Annotated in this window: 20 protein-coding genes; 10 read left to right on the top strand and 10 right to left on the bottom strand. The window is 74.1% G+C overall.

Annotation, left to right across the window (positions count from 1 at the left end; all coding sequences use genetic code 11):
* Nucleotides 1–62: 62 nt before the first annotated feature.
* From FHX44_RS27675 to FHX44_RS27650, 6 genes are all read left to right on the top strand, one after another.
* On the top strand, nt 63–1,295 hold the full coding sequence (locus FHX44_RS27675) for an MFS transporter (RefSeq protein WP_246170617.1): 1,233 nt from the start codon (nt 63–65) through the stop codon (nt 1,293–1,295).
* Nucleotides 1,292–1,633, top strand: a complete 342-nt coding sequence (locus FHX44_RS27670) for a UBP-type zinc finger domain-containing protein (RefSeq protein ID WP_147258473.1) — start codon at nt 1,292–1,294, stop codon at nt 1,631–1,633. The genes FHX44_RS27675 and FHX44_RS27670 overlap by 4 nt, the downstream gene beginning before the upstream one ends.
* A gap of 283 nt (nt 1,634–1,916) precedes the next feature.
* Nucleotides 1,917–2,924 (top strand): Gfo/Idh/MocA family protein, encoded by a 1,008-nt coding sequence (locus FHX44_RS27665; protein WP_212612674.1) that lies wholly within the window; start codon nt 1,917–1,919, stop codon nt 2,922–2,924.
* A gap of 92 nt (nt 2,925–3,016) precedes the next feature.
* Nucleotides 3,017–3,217, top strand: a complete 201-nt coding sequence (locus FHX44_RS27660) for a hypothetical protein (protein WP_147258472.1) — start codon at nt 3,017–3,019, stop codon at nt 3,215–3,217.
* A 63-nt stretch (nt 3,218–3,280) separates the two neighbouring features.
* Nucleotides 3,281–4,546: a threonine ammonia-lyase IlvA gene (gene ilvA / locus FHX44_RS27655; protein ID WP_147258471.1), complete on the top strand. Its 1,266-nt coding sequence runs from the start codon at nt 3,281–3,283 to the stop codon at nt 4,544–4,546.
* Entirely contained in the window at nt 4,543–5,160 is a 618-nt protein-coding gene (locus tag FHX44_RS27650) for a uridine kinase family protein (protein ID WP_212612673.1), read from the top strand. Before ilvA ends, FHX44_RS27650 begins: the two co-directional genes overlap by 4 nt.
* 20 nt (nt 5,161–5,180) lie before the next feature.
* Here FHX44_RS27650 and FHX44_RS27645 read toward each other — a convergent pair whose 3' ends face one another.
* The 6 genes from FHX44_RS27645 to FHX44_RS27615 form a co-directional block, all read right to left on the bottom strand.
* On the bottom strand, nt 5,181–6,326 hold the full coding sequence (locus FHX44_RS27645) for an RNA polymerase sigma factor (RefSeq protein WP_147261509.1): 1,146 nt from the start codon (nt 6,324–6,326) through the stop codon (nt 5,181–5,183).
* Between the two features lie 8 nt (nt 6,327–6,334).
* Nucleotides 6,335–6,742 (bottom strand): YciI family protein, encoded by a 408-nt coding sequence (locus FHX44_RS27640; RefSeq protein ID WP_147261510.1) that lies wholly within the window; start codon nt 6,740–6,742, stop codon nt 6,335–6,337.
* 68 nt (nt 6,743–6,810) lie between these two features.
* On the bottom strand, nt 6,811–7,998 hold the full coding sequence (locus FHX44_RS27635; RefSeq protein ID WP_212612672.1) for an MFS transporter: 1,188 nt from the start codon (nt 7,996–7,998) through the stop codon (nt 6,811–6,813).
* A gap of 35 nt (nt 7,999–8,033) precedes the next feature.
* A complete protein-coding gene (locus FHX44_RS27630; RefSeq protein WP_147258470.1) occupies nt 8,034–9,269 on the bottom strand; it encodes a VOC family protein in 1,236 nt (411 codons plus the stop codon).
* On the bottom strand, nt 9,266–9,796 hold the full coding sequence (locus FHX44_RS27625) for an RNA polymerase sigma factor (RefSeq protein WP_147258469.1): 531 nt from the start codon (nt 9,794–9,796) through the stop codon (nt 9,266–9,268). Before FHX44_RS27625 ends, FHX44_RS27630 begins: the two co-directional genes overlap by 4 nt.
* 150 nt (nt 9,797–9,946) lie before the next feature.
* The gene (locus tag FHX44_RS27615; RefSeq protein WP_147258468.1) at nt 9,947–10,531 is read right to left on the bottom strand and encodes a TetR/AcrR family transcriptional regulator; all 585 of its coding nucleotides are present in this window, start codon (nt 10,529–10,531) and stop codon (nt 9,947–9,949) included.
* Nucleotides 10,532–10,589: 58 nt separating this feature from the next.
* On the opposite strand from FHX44_RS27615, the gene FHX44_RS27610 reads away from it, so the two are divergent.
* Nucleotides 10,590–11,732, top strand: coding sequence for an acyl-CoA dehydrogenase family protein (locus FHX44_RS27610; protein WP_147258467.1), 1,143 nt, complete (start codon nt 10,590–10,592; stop codon nt 11,730–11,732).
* Between the two features lie 75 nt (nt 11,733–11,807).
* On the opposite strand, the gene FHX44_RS27605 is transcribed toward FHX44_RS27610, so the two are convergent.
* Nucleotides 11,808–12,218: a tautomerase family protein gene (locus FHX44_RS27605; RefSeq protein WP_147258466.1), complete on the bottom strand. Its 411-nt coding sequence runs from the start codon at nt 12,216–12,218 to the stop codon at nt 11,808–11,810.
* Nucleotides 12,219–12,348: 130 nt separating this feature from the next.
* On the opposite strand from FHX44_RS27605, the gene FHX44_RS27600 reads away from it, so the two are divergent.
* Entirely contained in the window at nt 12,349–13,014 is a 666-nt protein-coding gene (locus tag FHX44_RS27600) for a winged helix-turn-helix transcriptional regulator (RefSeq protein WP_147258465.1), read from the top strand.
* Between the two features lie 8 nt (nt 13,015–13,022).
* Here FHX44_RS27600 and FHX44_RS27595 read toward each other — a convergent pair whose 3' ends face one another.
* Nucleotides 13,023–13,619, bottom strand: coding sequence for a TetR/AcrR family transcriptional regulator (locus FHX44_RS27595; protein WP_147258464.1), 597 nt, complete (start codon nt 13,617–13,619; stop codon nt 13,023–13,025).
* A gap of 85 nt (nt 13,620–13,704) precedes the next feature.
* Between FHX44_RS27595 and FHX44_RS27590 the strand changes: the two genes are divergently transcribed.
* Entirely contained in the window at nt 13,705–15,198 is a 1,494-nt protein-coding gene (locus FHX44_RS27590) for an MFS transporter (RefSeq protein WP_246170616.1), read from the top strand.
* 61 nt (nt 15,199–15,259) lie between these two features.
* Here FHX44_RS27590 and hutH read toward each other — a convergent pair whose 3' ends face one another.
* Both hutH and FHX44_RS27580 read right to left on the bottom strand, forming a co-directional pair.
* Nucleotides 15,260–16,807 carry a histidine ammonia-lyase gene (hutH, locus tag FHX44_RS27585; RefSeq protein WP_147258463.1) on the bottom strand — a complete coding sequence of 516 codons (1,548 nt, stop codon included), beginning with the start codon at nt 16,805–16,807 and terminating at the stop codon, nt 15,260–15,262.
* A 58-nt stretch (nt 16,808–16,865) separates the two neighbouring features.
* Nucleotides 16,866–19,043 carry an MMPL family transporter gene (locus FHX44_RS27580; protein WP_147258462.1) on the bottom strand — a complete coding sequence of 726 codons (2,178 nt, stop codon included), beginning with the start codon at nt 19,041–19,043 and terminating at the stop codon, nt 16,866–16,868.
* Between the two features lie 127 nt (nt 19,044–19,170).
* On the opposite strand from FHX44_RS27580, the gene FHX44_RS27575 reads away from it, so the two are divergent.
* Complete coding sequence (locus FHX44_RS27575) at nt 19,171–21,771, top strand: PEP/pyruvate-binding domain-containing protein (protein WP_147258461.1); 2,601 nt, start codon at nt 19,171–19,173, stop codon at nt 21,769–21,771.

The following is a 21,771-nucleotide window of genomic DNA, read 5'->3' as shown; positions in this document are numbered from 1 at the left end:
ACATCTCCAATCATCGCGGCGACAGGGGAAGCTGGGCCCGTCGCAGCAGGTTGGAAGCGGGAGTGCAGACCTCATATGCCGTGCCGCGCGCGAGCCGCCGACACGGCCGCGGATTCTGGCTGATCGCGTACCTGTTCACCGTCACGATGGCCTCGTCGACGCTGCCGACCCCGCTGTACCCGCTCTACCAGCGCGAGGACGGGTTCGGCGCGCTGATGGTCACCGTGGTGTTCGCCGTGTACGCCGTCGGTGTGCTGGCCGCGCTGTTCCTCGGCGGCCACGTCTCGGACTGGGTGGGCCGCAGGCGGATGCTCGCGCTCGGGCTGCTGGCCGGCATCGCGTCCGGGGTGACCTTCATCGTCTCGACCGCCCTGCCCGCTCTCGTGGCGGGCCGCGTGCTGTCGGGCGTGAGCGTCGGTCTCGTCACCGCGACCGCCACCGCCCACCTGGCCGACCTGAACGGCCGGGCGCGCCCCGGTCAGGGCCTTCGGCGCGCCGAGGTGGTCGCCACCGCCGCCAACCTGGGCGGCCTCGGCCTCGGCCCGCTGATCTCCGGCCTGCTCGCCGAGTTCTCCAGCTCCCCGCTGCGCGTGCCGTACGTGGTGTCGGTGCTGCTGCTCGCGATCGGGCTGGCCGCGCTCGCGGTCGTCCCGGAGACCGTGCGGCGACCCGACCCGTTGCCGGCGTACCGGCCGCAGCGCACCGGCGTGGCCCCCGAGCACCGGAGCACGTTCGTGGGCGCGGCGACGGCCTCCGTTGTGGCCTTCGCGGTCTTCGGGCTCTTCACCTCGCTCGCGCCGATCGTGATGACCACGCTGTTCCACAGCGGGAGCCGTGTCATGGCAGGCCTCGCCGCGCTGCTGGCCTTCGGGTCCGCGGCCGCGGCCCAGATCCCGCTGCACCGGGTCGCCGCCCGCAGGCAGCTGACGATCGGCCTCGCCGTCATGGCGGCCGGCGTGGTCGTCCTCGTCCTCGCGGTGCACCTGGGCCTGCTCGCCCTGTTCCTCGCCGGGGGTGCCGTCGCCGGTGCAGGCGCCGGGATCACGTTCAAGGGCAGCATGTCCACCGTGCTCGCCACCGCGGCGGCGAACCAGCGGGGCGAGACGGCCGCCGCGCTCTTCCTGTTCGCGTACGTCGGGCTCACCGTGCCGGTCCTCGGCCTCGGGTTCGCCGCGCAGAGCCTCCCGGTGACGGTGGCGTTGTACGCGTTCGCCGCCGCGCTGCTGCTCGCATTGGCGTTCGCGGCCTGGCGCATCGTCACCGCGCGCTCCGCAACCGCCATGATGGACGCATGACGGACGGGATCGACCCCACAGCCGCACCCAGCGGCGCAGGCTGCAGCGAGTGCGACGAGGTCGGCGGCTGGTGGGTGCACCTGCGCCGGTGCGCCCAGTGCGGCCACGTCGGCTGCTGCGACACCTCCCCGGCCCAGCACGCCACCGCGCACTTCCGCGCCACCGGCCACCCCTACGTCCGAAGCTTCGAGCCGGGCGAGAGCTGGTACTGGGACTACCGCACGAACGAGTTGCTGGAGGGCCCCGACCTGCCCGAACCCCAGCACCGCCCAGAGGACCAGCCGGTGCCGGGCCCCGCCGGGCGGGTCCCCGAGGACTGGCGGGCGCACATCCACTAGATGAGTGGATCCGAACTCGATCAGTGGTCGCGGGCGGGCCGGCTGCTACCTGTTGTTGTGCCGGCTCGCGTGATCCCAACCCAGCGCCCCCCACACGCACGACGCACCCCGGGAATGGGGTGACAGCGTCCGAAACACCGCTGCGGTCGATCGCAACCCCCGCCCGAGGCGACCAGGCTCGCCCACGAGAGGAGCGGAACGCCGGCGCCCCGACCGGAGGTTCGCCGATACCCCCGGCAGTGAGCACTGGCGCACGGTGGGCCCGCTGGGGAGGATCTTGCCCGTGGAACCCCTTCGGATCGGCGTCCTCGGCGCCTCCCGCATCGCCGTCAACGCCATCGTCGCCCCCGCCCAGCTGACCGGGGCCCGACTCGTCGCCGTCGCGGCGCGCGACCGCGGCCGGGCCGAGGCCTTCGCCGCCCAGCACGGCGTCGAGCGGGTGCTCGGCTCCTACGCCGACGTGCTCGCCGACCCCGAGGTGGAGGCGATCTACAACCCGCTCGCGAACGGCCTGCACGGCCCGTGGAACCTCGCGGCGATCGCCGCGGGCAAGCACGTGCTCACGGAGAAGCCGTCGGCGAGCGACGCGGGCGAGGCCCGCGAGGTGCGCGACGCGGCCGCGCGCGCGGGCGTGGTGTTCATGGAGGCCTTCCACTACCTCTACCACCCGGTGGCGCAGCGGCTGCTGGAGGTCCTGGAGTCCGGGGAGATCGGCGAGCTCCGCCACGTCGAGGTGCACATGGAGATCGGTCCCCCGCCGGACGGCGACCCGCGCTGGTCGCTGCCCCTCGCCGGTGGCGGGCTGATGGACGTCGGCTGCTACGGCATCCACCTGCACCGGGCGCTGGGCCGGTTCGCGGGCGGCGCCCCGCGGGTGACCAGCGCCGAGGGCCGCGAGCGCGCCGGGCACCCGGGCGTGGACGAGTGGGTGCGCGCCGAGTTCGCCTTCCCCGGCGGGGCCACGGGCGTGCTGCACAGCTCGATGGCGGCCGAGGAGCTGCGGATGACGGCGCGTCTCGTCGGCGACGCGGGCGAGGTGCGCGCCGCGAACTTCGTGCTCCCCCACCGCGACGACCGCGTGTGGGTCACCGTCGGCGGCGTCGAGCGGGAGGAACGGCCGGGCCTGCGTCCGTCGTACGCCTACCAGCTCGAGGCGTTCACCGCCGCCGTCCGCGACGGTGCGCCGGTGCCGACCGACGGCGACGACGCCGTGGCCACCGCCGAGCTGATCGACGACTGCTACCGGGCGGCGGGATTCGATCTCCGACCGCGTTCGTCGCCGGTTGCCTGAAAGTGACCCGCGGTGGATCTCCAGTCGCTAGATTCGCCGACATGACGGCCGCGGGGGACGACAGAACGGTACGCCAGCGGAGCATCGACCCGATGGCGATCTACGCGTACCTCTCGGCGATCGCCGCCGCACAGGACCGGCACAGCGCCCGGCTCGACGAGTTCGCAGGCGTGGCGGTGCAGCACACCGCCACGCTCGCGGGTCTCGCCGGTATGCAGGCGCAGCACAATGCGGCCATCGCCGAGCACAGCGCGAAGCTCGACCGGATCCTCGAGATCCTCGAGAATCGCTGACCCCGGATCGGGCGACATGCCCCCACCCGCGGCGACGCGCCGTGGCGGGTGCAGGATCGACCGGTGGTCTCCCGCACGGCTCCGCCCGCCCACTCCCTCGCCGACGCCGTCGGCGCCGCGGCGGCGCGGCTCGAAGGCGTCGCCATCCCCACCCCGCTGCAGCCCAGCGAGCGGCTCACGGCCGCGACCGGTGCGCAGGTCTGGCTGAAGCGGGAGGACCTGCAGGTCGGGCGGTCCTACAAGCTGCGCGGCGCGTACAACCTGCTGGCCCAGCTCGGGGCGCAGGAGCGGGCGGCGGGCGCGGTGTGCGCGAGCGCGGGCAACCACGGCCAGGGCGTCGCGTACGCGTGCCGCCGGCTGGGGATCCGCGGCCGGGTGCACGTGCCGAGCACCACTCCGCGGCAGAAGCGGGAGCGGATCACCGCGCTCGGCGGCGACGCCGTGGAGCTGGTGGTCGGCGGCGACACCTACGACGAGGCCGCCGCGGCGGCGGCCGAGCACGCGGCGCGCACCGGCGCCACCGTCGTGCCCGCGTTCGACGACCTGCGCACGATCGCCGGGCAGGGCACGGTGGCCGCGGAGATCCTGGCGCAGCTCGACGGCGCGCCGGACGTCGTCGTGGTGCCGGTGGGCGGGGGCGGCCTGCTCGCGGGCGTCGGCGGCTTCCTCGCCGCGCGGTACCCGCAGGTCCGGATCGTCGGGGTGGAGCCTGCGGGCGCGGCGAGCATGACGGCGGCGCTGGCAGCGGGCGAGCCGGTGGCGCTGCCCGAGCTCGACACGTTCGTGGACGGTGCGGCGGTGCGCCGCGTCGGCGACGTGAGCTTCCCGCTGGGGCGCGACTGCGGCGCCGAGCTCATGACGGTGGCCGAGGGCCGTGTCTGCACGGAGATGCTCGACCTCTACCAGGTCGACGGGATCATCGCCGAGCCGGCGGGCGCACTGGCCGCAGCGGCGCTCGACGAGCTCGACCTGCCGTCCGACGCCACGGTCGTCTGCCTGCTCTCGGGCGGCAACAACGACGTGAGCCGCTACGCCGAGGTGGTCGAGCGCTCGCTCGTGCACCGCGGGCTCAAGCACTACTTCCTCGTGGAGTTCCCGCAGGAGCCGGGCGCGCTGCGGCGGTTCCTCGACGAGGTACTGGGCCCGGACGACGACATCGTGCTGTTCGAGTACGTCAAGCGCGACAACCGGGAGACAGGTGCCGCGCTCGTCGGGATCGAACTGGCCCACCGCGACGGCTACGAGCCGCTGTGGAAGCGCATGGAGGCCAGCCCGCTGAAGATCCAGCACATCGCGCCGGGCACCACGGCGTACCGCTTCCTGGTGTGACGCGGCTCTACGCCGGGGAGCCCGCCGCGGGCCCGTGGCGGGCGGTACCCGCGCGCGAGGTGCTCGCGCTGCTCGGCCGCCCGCGCGTCCTCGCCGTCGACGGGCGCTCCGGGGGCGGCAAGACCACCGTCGCGCAGCGGCTCGCGGCCACCGTGCCCGGTGCGACCGTGCTGCACACCGACGACGTCGCCTGGTACCACGCCTTCTTCGACTGGGCAGACCTCATGCGGGACGGGATCCTCGCCCCGCTCGCCCGCGGCGGACCGGTCGCCTACCGCCCGCCCGCCTGGGACGAGCGCGGCCGCGAGGGCGCGATCGTCGTGCCGGCCCGCTGCCCTCTCGTGATCGTCGAGGGCGTGGGCATCGGGCGCCGGGAGCTGTCCGCGTACGTCGACGCGCTGCTCTGGGTGCAGACCGACGCGGACGAGGCCCGCCGCCGCGGCCTCGAACGCGACGGCGCGGACCACGCGGACTTCTGGGCCGAGTGGCAGGCGGCCGAGGACCCGTTCCAGGCCGAGCAGCGCCCGTGGGAGCGGGCCGGGCTGATCGTGTCCGGCGCCCCCGACCTCGCCCACGACCCGCTGTCCGAGCTGGTGATCGCCCCGGCTGACTGAGCGGACCCGAGCGCGACCCGTCAGCGGCGCAGGCGGGCGTTGAGCCGGGCGGCCTGTCGGGTCAGGTGGGCGCGCTCGGCGAGGTTGGGTGCCTTCTCGGCCGCCTCGGCGTACAGCCGCGCCGCCGTCTCCGGATCGCCGTCGCGCTCGTGGAGGTACGCCGCCACCGCGGCGTGGCGGGGCAGCGAGTCGTCCAGCGCCGCGAGCGCCGCCAGCCCGGCGCGCGGTCCCTCCGCCTCCCCGACGGCCACCGCGCGGTTGAGCCGCACGACCGGGCTGTCGGTCAGGCCCACGAGCTCGTCGTACCACTCGACGATCTGCACCCAGTCGGTCTCCTCGGCGGTGGGCGCGTCGGCGTGGAGGGCCGCGATGGCGGCCTGGGCCTGGAACTCGCCCAACCGGTCGCGGGCCAGCGCCGCCTGCAGGATCTCGACGCCCTCGGCGATCAACCCGGTGTCCCACCGGCTGCGGTCCTGCTCGGCGAGCGGCACCAGGCTGCCGTCGGGCGCGGTCCGGCCGGCGCGCCGGGCGTGGTGGAGCAGCATGAGCGCGAGCAGCCCCGCCACCTCGGGGTGGTCGATCGCGGCCGCGAGCTGCCGGGTGAGCCGGATGGCCTCGGCGGCGAGGTCGACCTCGCCGGAGTAGCCCTCGTTGAAGACCAGGTAGAGGACGCGCAGCACGGTGGCGACGTCGCCGGGCTGGTCGAACCGCACCCCGGCGACGGTGCGCTTGGCCCGGCTGATGCGCTGCGCCATGGTCGCCTCGGGCACCAGGTAGGCCTGGGCGATCTGGCGGGTGGTCAGCCCGCCGACGGCGCGCAGCGTGAGCGCGACCGCGGACGACGGCGTCAGCGACGGGTGGGCGCACAGGAAGTAGAGCTGGAGCGTGTCGTCCACGGCGGTGGCGGCCCCGGGGGCGGGCTCCTCGTCGACGAGCTCCTCACGCCTGCGGCGGGCGGCTTCCGTCCGGGTCGCGTCGAGGAACTTGCGCCAGGCCACGGTGACCAGCCAGCCCTTCGGGTCCCGTGGCCGGTCGACCGGCCAGACGCGAACCGCCTCGACCAGCGCGTCCTGCACGGCGTCCTCGGCCGCCGCGAAGTCGGCTCCGCGTCGGACGAGGATGCCGAGCACGCTCGGCGTGAGGCTCCGCAGCAGGACGTCGTCCACCTGGGAGGTCACTCCGTGATGGTGGACGGCACGCCGTAGAACGGGCGCACCTCGAGCCACTCGTGGATCGGCTTCCCGCCCGCCCCCGGGGCGGCCGACAGCTCCCCGGCCAGCTCGATGGCGCGTTCGTAGCTGTCGACGTCGATCACCGTCCAGCCGGCGATGAGGTCCTTGGTCTCGGCGAACGGGCCGTCGGTGACCGGCGGTCGCCCCTCGCCGTCGTACCGGACGAACGTACCCCCGGGGCTGAGCGCCTGGTGTTCGACGAACTCGCCGGTCTCCTCGAGCCGGGCTGCGAAATCCTCCATGTACCGCACGTGCGCGGTGATCTCCTCCGGCGCCCACCGGTCCATGGGCACGTCGTTGACGGGGGTCGGAGCGCCGCGGTAGTGCTTGAGCAGCAGGTACTTGGCCATCGTGTTCTCCTCGGTGCCGGTGTGATCCATCTTGGCCACGTTCACCGCCCGGGTGAAGGCCGGCCGGGTCAGGTCGCAGGCCGGGAGCTCCTGATCGGGCGGCCGGAGGTGCGCTTGCGTGACGCCCCGGTCACCGATGTGACCAACGCGCCGGCGGCACTGAGCGCCGCGCCGGCGAGTCCGAGGAGGGTGACGGGCATCGCCTGCTGCAGGATCCCGCCGAGCGCGCCGCCCGCTGCGACACCGGCGTAGATCGCCGAGTTGTTCAGCCCGAGCAGCACGGGAGTCGATTCCGGGGCGTGCGCCACCAGCCGGTGCTGCTGCGGCACGATCGGCATCGAGACGAACACCCCCCACCCGACGGCCCACACGATCGCCGTCACGAAGCCGCCGCCGGCCAGCGGGGCGACCGCGAGCACCAGCGCGGCGGCGACGAGCCCTGCGAGCACGACGCGCTTCGGCGCGTACCGGTCCGACAGCGCGCCACCGAGCGCGTTGCCCGCGACGTTCCCGAGCCCCCACGCGAACAGGACGACCGTGAGGGCCGTGCCGGACCCGCCGGTGGCACCGTCGAGCGCCGGGCCGATGTAGGTGTAGAGCACGTGGGTGCCCGCGAGCGCCATCAGCGTGACCGCGAGGATGCCCAGCACCGACGGCTCGCGCAGCGGGAGCAGCCGCGCACGCAGGGAGGTGCTGGGCAGCGAGACCGGCGGCACCCCGAACGCCACCCCGGCGGCCGCGACGAGGCCGATCGCCGTGACCGCCCACAGGGTCAGGCGCCAGTCGGCCGAGCCGATCAGGGTTCCGGCCGGCAACCCGAGCGCCATGGAGATGCTCAGCCCGCCCATGACCGTGGCGAGCGCACGGCCTTGACGCTCCGGCGGGGTGATCGCCGCGGCCGTGCTGAACGCCGCGGCCCCGATCAGGCCGGCGCCGAGCGCGGTGAACACGCGGGACCCGAGCACGACCGCGTACGTCGGGCCGAGCGCGGTGAGCGCGTTGCCCACCGAGAAGCCGGCGAGGCCGATCAGCATCGTGGAGCGCCGGTCGAGCGCGCTGGTGACGGCGCCGAGCACCGGCGCCGACACCGCGAACGCGAGCGCGAACGCCGTGACGAGCTGGCCCGCAGCGGGGATGTCGACCCCGAGGTCGTGGGCGATCGCGGGGAGCAGGCCCGCGATGACGAAGCCGTCGGTGCCGACCGCGAACAGGGCGAGCGAGAGCGGCAGCAGCCGCACGAACGACGAGGAGCGCACGAAAGGGCCTTCCAGGAGCGACAGGGTGGAGTGGGTCAGAGCTGTGCGAGGCCGAACCGGGCGCCCTGGTCGTCGATGCACTCGATCCGGGGGCCACCGCGTTGGTGGCGGACCGGCCCGACGGCGCGGCCACCGGCCTGCTGCACGGCGGTGAGGGCGGTGTCGAGGTCCGGCACCCGGAACCACGGCACGACCACCGCGTCTGCGTGCCCGCCCTCGAGCCCGCTGCCCGGGGCCGACGGTCCACCGGCGACCTCGGGGTGCCAGTAGCCCGGGCCGGTGCCGGGCCGGAAGCGCCAGCCGAGGACGGTGCCGTAGAAGGCCCGCGCGCGAGTGGTGTCCGGTACCCGCAGCAGTGCGTAGTCGAGCTCGCCCGGCCCGTCGGGGCTCCGCCGCGGGCCGCCGCCGCTCGGTGCGACGAGGGTGAACGGCAGGCCCTGGTCGTCGACGCACTCGGCGGCGCGCCCGTAGGACCGGTCACCTGGCTCGGCCGCGGTGCCCCCGGCGGCCCGCACCAGTTCCGCCGCCGCGTCGACGTCGGGCACGGCGTAGTAGGGGGCCAAGGTGGGCGCCCGGTCGGTGGCACGGAGCCCGAGCGGCAACGCCAGGTCGCTCACCTGCCGCGTCGGCAGGCCGTCGGCGTTCGGGCTCGGGACCGTCCGCCAGCCCAGCACCCGCCCGTAGAAGCGGTCGGCCCGCGCGACGTCGCGCGTCCAGAACGCCGCGTACGTGATCTGCCCCGGCCGCGGGCCGGACGGCGCGGACACCATCCACCGGTGGCCGGACGGATCGCGCACCACGCCGCCCCGGCCGTACGGCCCGTCGGCGACCGGTCGTTCCAGCACGCCGCCACGGGCGACGGCCCGCTCGACCGCAGCGTCGGGATCGGGGACCTCTACGTGCAGCGACTGGCTCGCGCCGCCGCGGTGGACCGGGGCGAGGAGGTCCATCTCCGGGAACTCCTCGGCCAGCATCAGGACGCTGTCGCCGATGACGATCTCGGCGTGCCCGATCCGCCCGTCCGGCATCATGATCGGCTCGCCCCGGCGCCGGGCGCCGAACGCGTCGGCGTAGAGCGCGATCGCCTCGTCGGCATCGGCGACGGTCAGGTACGGGGTGACGGCGTGCGGCGCCACCCCCTCCGACGGCGCGGGCTCACCGTCCGTGGCGAGCAGCGCGCGCTCGATGCGGGCCCGAAGTGCGCGGGCGAACCCCGGGTCGGGCGCGACGGGCACCGACGGGCTGCGCAGGGCGTCGAACGGGTCGGTCATCGCGATCCTCCCTCCCCGATTGCGGTGTAGCTGCGACGGAACGCGGCGCGGGCCCTGACGAGCAGTGCCTCGGTGGCGTGGACGGTGCGGCCGAGCGCCCGGGCGACCTCCGGCACCGGGAGCCCGTCGAGGTAGCGCAGGGTGAGCGCGGCGCGGTGCAGGCCCGTCTGCCGGTCGAGGACCTCACGAGCGAGCAGCGCATCGATCCGCTCGTCCCACGGGTCGTCGGGCGGATCGGGTTCGGCGTCCACCGCCCGCAGCCCGCGCTGCTCCCGCTCGGTGGCCCGCCAGTGGTCCACGAGCTTGTGCCGGGCGATCCCGATCAGCCAACCCGTGCTGGGCACTGGTGGCGGCTGCCGGCGCGCCGCCGTCACGGCGGCGAGGAACGTCTCGGCGGTGAGGTCCTCCGCGAGCGCCCGGCTGCCGCAGCGCGCGAGCAGGTAGCCGTAGATCTCGGGCAGCGCCTCGTCGTACAGGTCGAGCAGCGCGGCCCCGACGTCCGGCCGGACCTTCCCGCTGCTGCTCACGTCCCTCCATCGGTCCGCGCGGGCGCACTCCGACGGAGCTTCACCCGATCGGCGCAGCGGCGTGGCTGCTGTCCGACAGTGCCTCCTACGTCACCGGCGTCATCGTGCCGGTCGACGGTGGGATGAGCGCCTGAGGCCGGTACCGCGGACTCAGCTGCGCGTGGCCAACCCGTGCAGCAACAGCTCGGCGAGCCGGGAGTAGGCCTCCGCGTCGTCCAGGCCCGTGGACGCGGCGACCTGGCGCTGCTGGATGCGAACCATCACCGCCGTCACGACGTCGGCGACGAAGCCGGTGTGCACGTCGCGGAACGCGCCCGCGGTCACGCCGTCGGCCACGAGCTGCTGCACGCGGGCCGCCGCGGCGCGGGTGTTGCGCTCGTACACCTCGGCGGCCGGGGCGAACGCAGCGACGTCGTCGAAGAAGCGCGCGGAGGCGGGCGCCAGCTCGGTGGCGACGGCGCGCAGGTAGGCGCCCACCCGCTCGGCGGGGGCGGTCCGGGCGGCGACGGCGGCCTCGACCCGCTCGGTCGCGCCGCGGAAGAAGTGCACCACCGCGGCTCTGACCAGCTGTTCCTTGCTCCCCGCAAGCGCGTACAGCGTGCGCTTGGAGCAGTGCAGGCGGGCCGCGATGTCGTCCAGCGTGAGGTGCGCGAAGCCCTCGGCGAGCAAGAGGGTCACGAGCGCGTCGAACAGCTCCTCACGGCGAGCGGAACCACGCCTCACGGGAGTCGACATGTCAGCTATCCTAGCCGGTACTGGAGTTCCTCTCCGAGTACCGTTAGGGGACGCCGCCATGGCCGTCGAGCGCCTGCTGCCGACCACGGAAGCCGAGGACCTGCTCGCGCTCACCCGCGAGATCGCCGACAAGGAGCTCGCGCCGCGCGTCGATGAGCACGAGCGGGCCGAGACCTACCCCGAGGGGCTCTTCGCCACACTCGGCGCTGCCGGCCTGCTGGGACTGCCCTACCCCGAGGAGCACGGCGGCGGGGCCCAGCCGTACGAGGTCTACCTCCAGGTGCTCGAGGAGCTGGCCGCCCGGTGGGCCGCCGTTGCCGTCGCGGTGAGCGTGCACGGGCTGTCCTGCTACCCGCTGGCGACGTTCGGCAGGCCCGAGCAGCAGGAGCGCTGGCTGCCCGCCATGCTGGCGGGCGAGGTGGTGGGCGCCTACAGCCTGTCCGAGCCGCAGGCCGGTTCGGACGCGGCTGCGCTCGCCTGCAAGGCCGAGCGCGTGGCCGAGGGCTACCGCATCACCGGCACCAAGGCCTGGATCACCCACGGCGGTCGCGCCGGCTGCTACGCCCTGTTCGCCCGCACGGCACCGGGCACGGGCGGGGTCTCGTGCTTCCTCGCACCCGGACAGGCCGACGGGCTCTCCTTCGGCCGGCCGGAGGAGAAGATGGGCCTGCACGCGATCCCCACCACCACCGCGCACTGGGACGGCGCCGTGCTCGACGCCGACCGGCTGATCGGCACGGAGGGCCAGGGACTGCAGATCGCGTTCGCCGCGCTCGAGTCCGGACGCCTCGGCATCGCCGCGGTCGCCACCGGCCTCGCCCAGGCCGCGCTCGACACCGCCACCGCGTACGCGAACGAGCGCACCGCGTTCGGTCGCAAGATCGTCGACCACCAGGGCCTCGGCTTCCTGCTCGCCGACATGGCCGCCGCCGTGGACGCCGCACGCGCCACCTACCTCGACGCCGCCCGCCGCCGCGACGCCGGACGCGAGTACCGGCGCGCCGCGAGCGTGGCGAAGCTCGTGGCCACCGACGCGGCGATGAAGGTCACCACCGACGCGGTGCAGGTGCTCGGCGGCTACGGCTACACGCGCGACTTCCCGGTGGAGCGGTACATGCGCGAGGCCAAGGTCATGCAGATCTTCGAGGGCACCAACCAGATCCAGCGACTCGTGATCGCACGGTCACTGGCCGCCCGCTGACGGCCGCGACGATCACCTCGCCGCCGAGAGGCGGCCGAGGGAGCATCCGGCGGCCGCCTGCCCATGAGGCGATGGCTACGCCCCGTTGAGCTGCTTCATGGCGTCGACCATCTCCGGGTCGTCGGATTGGAGGCGCCCGGCGAACCCGGCGTACTCGAGGGGGTAGTGGTTCATGAGGATGAGGGTCTCGTCGGTGTTGGCCAGACCGTCGTACGCCTTGGCGATCGCCGCGCCGATCTTGCTGGACATCCGCCGTCGAGCGTCGACGTCGTGCAGCTCGGGTGCTTCCAGGAAGCCCAGTGGCCGTACCGGCTCGGCGCCGAGGCGCCCGTCCTGGGCGACGTTGTCGGCGGGGTATTCGCGCAACCAGATGCGGACGTCCGGGATGTGGAATGCCTCGTCGATCGCCTCGGTGATCTCCCGCACCATTTCCTGTTTCGCGTCGTGGTGAATGCCGAGGGGGGCTTCGATGATGAACTGCGGCATGGGATGACCCTCTCTTGTTCGTGGCCGCTCGGCCGTCGACCGACCAAACAAGTCGAACAGTACGACATTCTAGTTTGTTTGTCCAACCAGAGAGGCGGCCTGTCGTATCTCAGCTGGTAGGCTCGCTGTCATGGTCGGGAGGCGGAAGTACGACGAGGGTTGCGCGGTCTCGCACGCCCTTGACTTGATCGGCGAGCGCTGGGCGCTGCTCGTCGTGCGCGAGCTACTGCTCGGCCCGAAACGGTTCACCGACCTGCGCGCCGGGATCCCCGGTGCGAGCCCGGACGTGCTGGCGAACCGGCTCCGTGAGCTCACGGACGCCGGTGTCGTGCGCCAACGCAAGCTGCCCCCACCCGCCGGCTCTCAGGTCTACGAGCTGACCGACTGGGGCGCGGAGCTCGAACCGGTCGTCACCCAACTCGGGCGCTGGGGCAGCAGGTCGCCGTCATTGCCGAACGACGCCCACACCAGCATCGACTCCCTGCTCCTGTCACTGCGATCGCTGTTCGACCCTCGAGCCGCGTCGGGGTTCAGCGCGACGATCACGCTTCACGTCGAGGGGCGCCCGTTCCACGTCGAGATCAACGACGGTGAGTTCCGGCTCGCCGGCGGTGAGGCGAACCACCCCGCGGCAACGCTGGGCACCGACCGGGAAACTCTGGCCGCATTGCTCCACGGCGGCCGCAGGCTCGACGACGCGCTGCACGCCGGCGAGGCGACGATCATCGGCTCCACCGAGGTCGTGGCCCGACTCCTCGAGCTCTTCCCACTACCCGAACCGGCCGGCGCTCACTGAGCCGACGTTCAGCCGGGCGCCCGCCGGCCACGCACTGATGCCTGCGCCGGGAGCGCGACCGCGCGCAGCGCGGCGGCCACCTCCCGCCCGGACGGCGCACGGTCGGTGTCGACGAGCCACTGCAGCACCAGGCCGTTGACGAGCGCGAGGCCGAGCGAGCCGACGGCGAGCGCCGTCTCGTCGTCGACGTCGTCGGTCCCGAGGAGCATCGTCGCGAAGCTCCGCCGGGCACCGGCGAACGCCTCGGCGAGCTGCCCGCGCACCGTGGCGGAGAACTCGATCTGCGCCACCCACTGCACGCTCGCCGCCACCATCGCGCGGTCGGTGCGCACCTTGTCGATCAGGACGTCCAGGAACGCGGCCAGCCGATCTGCGGGCGCCCCACCGGACTGGCCGGCGAGCGCCGCCTCGATGTCGTCGTCCCAGTCGTCGAACGAGTCGAGGATCGCCGCGTCGAGCAGCGCGTCCTTCGAGCCGAAGTGGTAGCCGATGGACGCCAGGTTGGTGCCGGACGCGGCCACGATGTCGCGCGCCGTGGTGTGGGCGTAGCCCTTCTCGACGATGCAGCGCTTCGCGCCGGCGAGGAGCGCCTCCCGATTCCCCATGCCGGGGAGGGTAGTCGATCCACTTGACGCTCGTCCTAGACGGTCGTACTAGACGTACGTCCTAGACGTTCGTACCATCCGCGTCGTGACTCGTACCGATCCCCGAGCCGGACGTCGGGAGTGGATCGGCCTCGCCGTGCTCACGCTCCCGGCACTGCTGGCCTCCATGGATCTCTCCGTGCTGTTCATGGCGGCCCCGTGGCTCGCCGCCGACCTCGCCCCGACCGGGCCGCAGCTGCTGTGGATCATGGACGTCTACGGCTTCCTGATGGCCGGGATGCTGCTGACGATGGGCGCGCTCGGTGACCGCATCGGGCGGCGCAGGCTGCTGCTCGCCGGGGCGGCGGCGTTCGGCACCGCCTCCGTCCTCGCCGCCTACGCCCCCACCGCCGAGCTGCTCGTGCTGGCGCGGGGCCTGCTCGGGGTCGCCGGGGCCACGCTCGCCCCGTCCACGCTCGCCCTGTTGCGCGGCATGTTCGCCGACCCGGGCCAGCGCCGGACCGCGATCGGGGTCTGGACCGCGGCCTTCACCGGCGGCATCGCGGTCGGCCCGATCGTCGGAGGGCTGCTGCTCGAGCACTTCTGGTGGGGCTCGGTCTTCCTGATCAACGTGCCGGTCATGGCGCTGCTGCTGGTGCTCGGACCGGTGCTCCTCCCCGAGTCCCGCGACCGGATCAGCAAGCGGTTCGACCTGCTCAGCGCGCTGCTGTCGATCGGAGCGGTGCTGGCGGTCGTGCACGGGGTGAAGGAGCTCGTGCACGCGGGACCCGGCGGGTGGCTCGCCCTCCTCGCCGGGTTCGCGCTCGGCGCGGTGTTCGTCCGGCGGCAGCTGCGGTTGCCCGACCCGCTGATCGACGTCCGGCTGTTCCGCGACGGCGGGTTCAGCGCGGCGTTCGGCGGCTACGTCATGATGATCGTCGCCAGCGCGGGCCTCGGTTATCTCGCCGTGCAGTACCTGCAGGTGGTGCTCGAGATCCGGCCGTTCACCGCGGCACTGTGGCAGCTGCCCACCGTCGCCACCACAGGGATCGGCATCGCGCTGTCGACGACGCTGGTCCGACGCGTGCGGGCCGCGGTGATCGCCGGCTCCGCGCTCCTCGTCGCCGCGATCGGCTTCCTCCTGGTGGCGCAGGTCGAGGTCGACACCGCACCGGCCGCGGTGATGGCCGCCTACTCGGTGGTGACGCTCGGCACCGGGATGCTCGTGCCACTGGCCATCGACCTGATCGTCGGCGCAGCGCCTGCTGACCGGGCGGGCGCGGCCGCCGGGCTCAGCGAGGCGGGCAGCGAGCTCGGCGGCGCGCTCGGCATCGCCGTGCTCGGCAGCATCGCTGCGGCCGTCTACCGCAGCCGGTTCGTGCCCGGGGAGCTACCGCCGGTCGCGACCGAGACCGTCGGCAGCGCGATCGCCGCCGCCGACGCGCTCCCGGATGCGCTCGCCGAGACCCTGATCGCCGATGCGCAACGCGCGTTCACCGCCGGCTTCACGACGGCGGCAACGATCATGGCCGCCCTGCTCGCGCTCACGGCCGCGCTGGTGACCACCCGGCTCCGCCGGTCGTGCGTCAGCGGGTCGTGAGTCAGCGGGTCGTGAGTCAGCGGGTCGTGAGTCAGCGGGTCGTGAGTCAGCGGGTCGTGAGTCAGCGCAGCGGGCCCGTCACCGACTCCGCGGCGGCCAGCAGCTCGCCCGAGGCCACGAGCCGGACCGCCTCCTCGATCTCCGGGGCCAGCCAGCGGTCGGGACCCGGGCCGGCGACGGTCGCGCGCAGGCGGTCGCGGGCGGCACCGGTGGCAGGGGCCGGAGCGAGCGGGGCGCGCAGGTCGAGGGCGCGGGCGGCGGTGAGCAGCTCGATCGCGACCACCCTCGTGAGCCCGTCGACGGCGCGGCGCAGCTTGCGGGCCGCCGCCCACCCCATGGCGACGTGGTCCTCCTGCATCGCGCTGGACGGGATCGAGTCGACCGACGCGGGCGCGGCGAGCCGCTTCAGCTCCGACACGATCCCCGCCTGGGTGTACTGGGCGATCATGTGGCCGGAGTCGACGCCCGGGTCGTCGGCGAGGAACGGCGGCAGCCCGTGGTTGCGGGCCACGTCGAGGAACCGGTCGGTGCGTCGCTCGCTGATCGAGGCGACATCCGCGAGGGCGATCGCGAGGAAGTCCAGCACGTAGCCGAGCGGGGCACCGTGGAAGTTGCCGTTGCTCTCCACCCGCCCGTCGGCGGTGACGACCGGGTTGTCGACGGCGGCGGCGAGCTCCCACCCGGCGACGGTGTCGGCGTGGGTGAGCGTGTCCCGGGCGGCGCCGTGCACCTGCGGGGCGCAGCGCAGCGAGTACGCGTCCTGCACGCGGGTGGTGGCGTGGGTGTTGTGGTCGGCCATGATCGCCGACCCCGCCAGCAGTGCGCGCAGGTTGGCCGCGCTGTCGGCCTGACCCGGGTGCGGGCGCAGCGCCTGCAGGTCGGCGGCGAACACGGCATCGGTGCCCAGCAGCGCCTCGACGCTCATCGCGGCGGCGAGGTCGGCGGTGGCGAACAGCCGATGCAGGTCCACCGATGCCAGGAGCAGCATGCCGAGCATCCCGCTCGTGCCGTTGATCAGCGCGAGCCCTTCCTTCTCGGCGAGCTCGACCGGCGCGATCCCGGCGGCGGCGAGCGCCTCGGACGCCGGGCGCAGCACCCCGTCGGCGTCGCGGACCTCACCCTCCCCCATCAGCGCGAGTGCGCAGTGGGCCAGCGGGGCGAGGTCGCCCGAGCACCCGAGCGAGCCGTACTCGCGCACGACGGGCGTGATGCCTGCCGACAGCATCTCGGCGTACGCCACGGCGGTCTGCGTACGCACGCCGGTGCGGCCGGTGGCGAGCGTCGCGAGACGCAGCACCATCAGGGCCCGGATCACCTCCCGCTCGACCTCTGGCCCGTTGCCGGCCGCGTGCGAGCGCACGAGGCTGCGCTGCAGCTGGACCCGCCGCTCGACCGGGATGTGACGGACGGCGAGCGCGCCGAATCCGGTGGAGACCCCGTAGTGCGGCTCCGCGTCGTCGGCGAGCGACTCGACGACCTTGCGGCTCGCCACGATCGCCGCGAGCGCCTCGCCCGACAGCGTGACGGGCGCGCCGTCCCTCGCGACGGCGACGACCTCCCGTGGGGTGAGCGGGTCGGTGCCGATGACGAGGGGAGCATGTGCGGGCATCCCACAATCTGACACCCATCGGCGCCCTGTTACCAGCGGCCACACGTGGAAATCCCGATCACGCACCGCGAATTCCTGCTGCCTGCAACCGGCCTGCCTCCTCACGCAGGCCGATCCGCTCGTGCAGGCGGCGCAGCGGCGCAGGGGCCCACCAGTTGGAGCTTCCGGCGAGCGCCATCGCGGCCGGGACGAGCACGCCGCGTATCACGGTGGCGTCCACGAGCACCGCCAGCGCCATGCCGATCCCGAGCTGCTGCAGGAACGTGACCTCGCTGGTGGCGTACACCGCGAAGGACGCGGCGAGGATCACCGCGGCCGCGGTGACCAGCGGCGCGGACCGGGCGATGCCGCGCGGCACCGAGCCGACGACATCCCCGGTGCGGTCGAAGTCGGCCTTGATCCGTGCGAGCAGGAAGACCTCGTAGTCCATCGACAGGCCGTAGCCGACGCAGAACATGAGGATCGGGATGCTGGGCTCGATCACCCCGGTCGGGGTGAACCCGAGCAGCCAGGCGAGACCACCCTCCTGGAAGCCCCACACCAGCACACCGAACATCACGCTGAGTGACAACAGGTTGAGCACCGACGCCTTGACCGGCGCCACCACCGATCCCGTCATCAGGAACAGCACCACGAACGTGACCAGCACGATGAGGGCGGCGACGAGCGGGAGCCGCTCCACCACGCCCGTCCGGTAGTCCGCGACCTCGGCCGGGTAGCCGCCGACCAGCACGGGCGACGGTGCCGGCAGGGCCCGGACATCGGCCACCAGGCCGGTGGGGTCGGACGCGAGCCGCTCGCCGGTGGGCAGCACGGAGAGCCAGGTGCCGCCTCCGGAGCCGACGAACCGGGACCGCATCACCTCGCCGACGCGCACGCCACCGGTGAACGCGCCTGCCGCGGAGTCGACGCGCAGCACCCCGTCGATCCGCGACAGAGCCGCCGCGTACCCCGCGACGCCGGACGGCGCGAGATCCGGCGCGACGACCTGGACTGCGTCGGCCTCCTCGGTGGCGAAGTCGGCGCGGATCGTGTCGTACATCCCGCGCACCGGCTGGGACGCCGGCAGCAACCGGTCGTCGGGCGACCCGAAGTCGACGCCGAGCGCGGGAGCGCCGAGCAGGAGCAGGACGGCGAGCCCGGCGCCGCCTGCGGCCAGCGGGCGGCGCATCACGCGCTCCGCGGTGCGGAACCAGAAACCCCCGGTCTCCGGCGGCGCGGCCCGCCGGCGGACGCGGTGGCCGGTGAGACGCAGCGCCGCGGGGAGCACGACGACCGCGGCGAACACCGCGGTCAGGACGACGGCGATGCCCGCGTACGCGAACGAGGACAGGAAGGGGAACGGGAACACCAGCAGCACGGCGAGCGCGGCCGCGACCGTCGCGCCGCTGAACGCGACCGTGCGCCCGGCGTGCGCGACGGCGGCGCGCACCGCGGCGTCGACCGCGCGGCCCGCGGCCAGCTCCTCGCGGAAGCGGTGGATCACGAAGAGCCCGTAGTCGACGCCGAGGCCGATGCCCAGCACGAGCGCGATGTTCGCCGCGAACGTCGACACCTCGGTGAACAGCGTGACCACGCGCAGGATCCCGAGCGAGGCGACCACCGCGAACACCCCGGTGGCCAGCGTGAGGAGCGCGGGTGCGAGCCGCCGGTAGACCAGCCACAGCAGCAGCCCGACCAGCGGCAGCACCACGAGCTCGGCGCGGACGAAGTCGGCGCGGGCCTGCTGGGCCACCACGCGGAAGACCTCGTCGGCACCGCCGAGCTGCAGGTCCACCACGCCCCCGTCGAGCGGGGCGATCGCCGCGGACAGGGCCGGGAGCACGGCGGCACGCACGTGGTCGGCGTCGCCGGGCACCCAGGCGAGCACCAGCGCGTGCCTGCGGTCCTCGGCAGCGAGGGTCGCCGGAGCGCCCGGGCTCCAGTACGACCACACGTCCCCGACGCCGGGCTGGGCCGCAACCCGCTGGGTGAGCGCGAGGCCTGCGACGGCCACCCGGGGATCGTCCACGTCGCCCTGCTGCGCCGTCGCCAGCACGGCGACGTTCGGGCTGCCGGTGCCGAAGCGTTCGGCCAGCGCGGCGCGGGCGGCCAGCGACTCCGAGCCGGGCGCCTCGTAGCGGTTCAGCGACAACGCCTCGACGGCCCCCGCGGCGAGCACCGCGAGCAGGGCGAGGGCGAGCCCCGACACGACGAGCACCCGCCGCGGTGCCGCGGTGACGAGACGACCGAGCATCGAACGACCTCCCACAGAACACGAGCGATCTCCCGTATTTGTCGAAGAATACGAGCGCTCTCTCGTATTGTCCAGTGGATATTCATCGACTGTTGAGTTATTCCCCGAACCGGTCTACCGTGCCCGCATGGCCAACGAGGACTTCGTCGTCGAGCTCAAAGCCCTCGACGCGCAGGCGCTTCCGCGGGTGGGCGGCAAGGCCGCGAACCTCGGGGAGCTGATCGCCGCCGGGTTCCCGGTGCCGCCCGGATTCGCCGTCACCACCGCCGCGTACACGCGCGTCGCGGCGGCCCTCGACCTCTCCGATCCGGAGCGTGCGCGGGAGGCGCTCGCGACGGCGGAGCCGCCCGCGGCGATCACCGAGGCCGTGCAGGCCGCGTACAGCGCACTCGGCACCGACGTCCCGGTCGCCGTGCGCTCCTCCGCCACCGCGGAGGACCTGCCCTGGGCGAGCTTCGCCGGGCAGCAGGACACCTTCCTCAACGTGGTCGGAGCCGACGCCGTGCTGGACGCCGTGCGCCGGTGCTGGGCGTCGCTGTGGACCGACCGCGCGGTGAGCTACCGCGAGACGCAGGGCATCGACCACCAGGCCGTGCACATCGCGGTGGTCGTGCAGCGGATGGTCGATGCGCAGGTGGCAGGCGTGCTCTTCACCGCCGACCCGGTGATCGGCACGCGCGGCCGCGCCGTGATCGACGCGAGCCCCGGACTCGGCGAGGCCGTGGTGTCCGGCGCGGTGAACCCCGACCACATCGTCGTCGACGCCGACGGCGTGCACGTCACGGCAGGCGACAAGGCGCTGCAGGTGCGCCCGCTCCCCGGCGGCGGCGTCGAGCACGTGCAGGTCACCGGCGGGGCCGGGTCGTGCCTCACCGACGCGCAGGCCACCGCGCTCGCCGCCACCGGGCGACGCGTCGAGGCGCACTTCGGCACGCCGCAGGACATCGAGTGGGCCGTCGACGGCGACGGCGAGCTGTGGCTCACGCAGTCGCGGCCGATCACGACCCTCCACCCGCTGCCGGCCCCGTCCGGCGACGGGCTGCGCGTCCTGTTGTGCGCGACCCTCGCGCAGGGTCTCACCCGGCCCGTCACCCCGATGGGCCTGTCCGGGATCAGGGTGCTCGCCTCCACCGCGTCCGCGCTCGCGTTCGGCGCGCCGGTCCCCGACCCCGTCGCCGGACCGTCCGCCCTGCGGACCGCGGGCGGGCGCGCGTTCATCGACATCACGCCCGCGCTGCGCAGCGCCCCCGGCCGGGCGATCCTGCCGCGGGCCCTCGACATGATGGAGTCGCGGTCGGCCGTCGTGCTGCGTGCGCTGCTCGACGACCCGCGGTTGTCGCCGACGACCACGTCATGGGCGCCGTTCGTCCGCAGGCTCGTGCGCACGCTGGTCCACTTCCGGGTGCCGGTGCTGATGGCGCTGGCGCTGGTGCGGCCCGATGCCGCGCGGCGGCGCGTCGAGCGGATCGGCGACCGGGTGCGCGCGCTCACGTCCGCACCCGCGGAACTCACCGCCGAGCAGCGGCTCGAGCGGACGGTGCACGTGCTCCGTCAGGCCTTCCCCGTGCTGCCGTTGACGGTGCCGGCGGCCGGCGCAGGTTTCGTCATGCTCGGGGCGGCCCAGAAGATCGCGGGCCCCGACCTGGACGCCGCCGCGGTGCACGACGTGCTGCGGTCGCTGCCGCACAACAGCACCACCGAGATGGACCTGCGGCTGTGGACGCTCGCCCGCAAGCTGCGCGGCGACCCGGTGTCCGCGGCCGTGCTGCGCGACGTGCCGCCCGATGAGCTGGCCCGGCGCTACCGCGACGGTGTGCTGCCGCCCGCGCTGGAGAGCGGCCTTGCCGCGTTCCTCCTCCGCTACGGCCACCGCGCGGTCGCCGAGATCGACATCGGTATGCCGCGCTGGTCGGAGGACCCCACCCACGTCCTCGGCGTGCTGGCCAACTACCTGCGCCTCGACGACCGCTCGCTCGCCCCCGACGTCGTGTTCGCCCGCGGAGCGGAGGCGGCCGACGCCGCCGCGGCCGCCGTGGTCGCCAGGGTGCGGGCCCGCTCCCGCCTGCGCGCCGTCGCGGTGCGTTTCGCCCTGGGGAGGATGCGCGGGCTCGCCGGCCTGCGGGAGGAGCACAAGGACTACCTCATCCGGATCTTCGCGCACGCCAGGGCGCTGCTGACGGCGGTCGGTGCCGAGCTCGCCACTCGCGGCCTGCTCGACCGCCCCGAGGACGTGTTCTTCGTCGACCTCACCGAGGCCCGCGCCGCGCTGGCCGGCGCCGACCTGCGGGACACCGTCGCGGCCCGCCGCGCCGAGTACGACCGCGAGCTGCGCCGCAGGCGCATACCGCGGGTGCTGCTGTCGGACGGAACCGAGCCGGAGGCCGTCGCCCGCCCGGGGACGGCCGAGGAGGGCGCACTCACCGGCACGGCCGCCTCCGCCGGCACCGTCACCGCACCGGCTCGCGTGGTGCTCGACCCGGTGGGCGCCCACCTGGAGCCGGGCGAGATCCTCGTCGCGCCGTCCACGGACCCCGGCTGGACCCCGCTCTTCCTCACGGCAGGCGGGCTCGTGATGGAGATGGGCGGCCCCAACTCCCACGGCGCCGTGGTGGCGCGGGAGTACGGCATCCCGGCGGTGGTCGGCGTGGCGGACGCGACGACCCGCATCGAGACGGGCGACGAGGTGACGGTCGACGGCGCGGCGGGGGTCGTGCGCGTGGCTCCCTGA

It is taken from the genome of Pseudonocardia hierapolitana, assembly GCF_007994075.1.
In the GTDB taxonomy this organism is placed as follows: Bacteria; Actinomycetota; Actinomycetes; order Mycobacteriales; family Pseudonocardiaceae; genus Pseudonocardia; species Pseudonocardia hierapolitana.
This window is presented reverse-complemented; position numbering and strand designations above follow the sequence as displayed.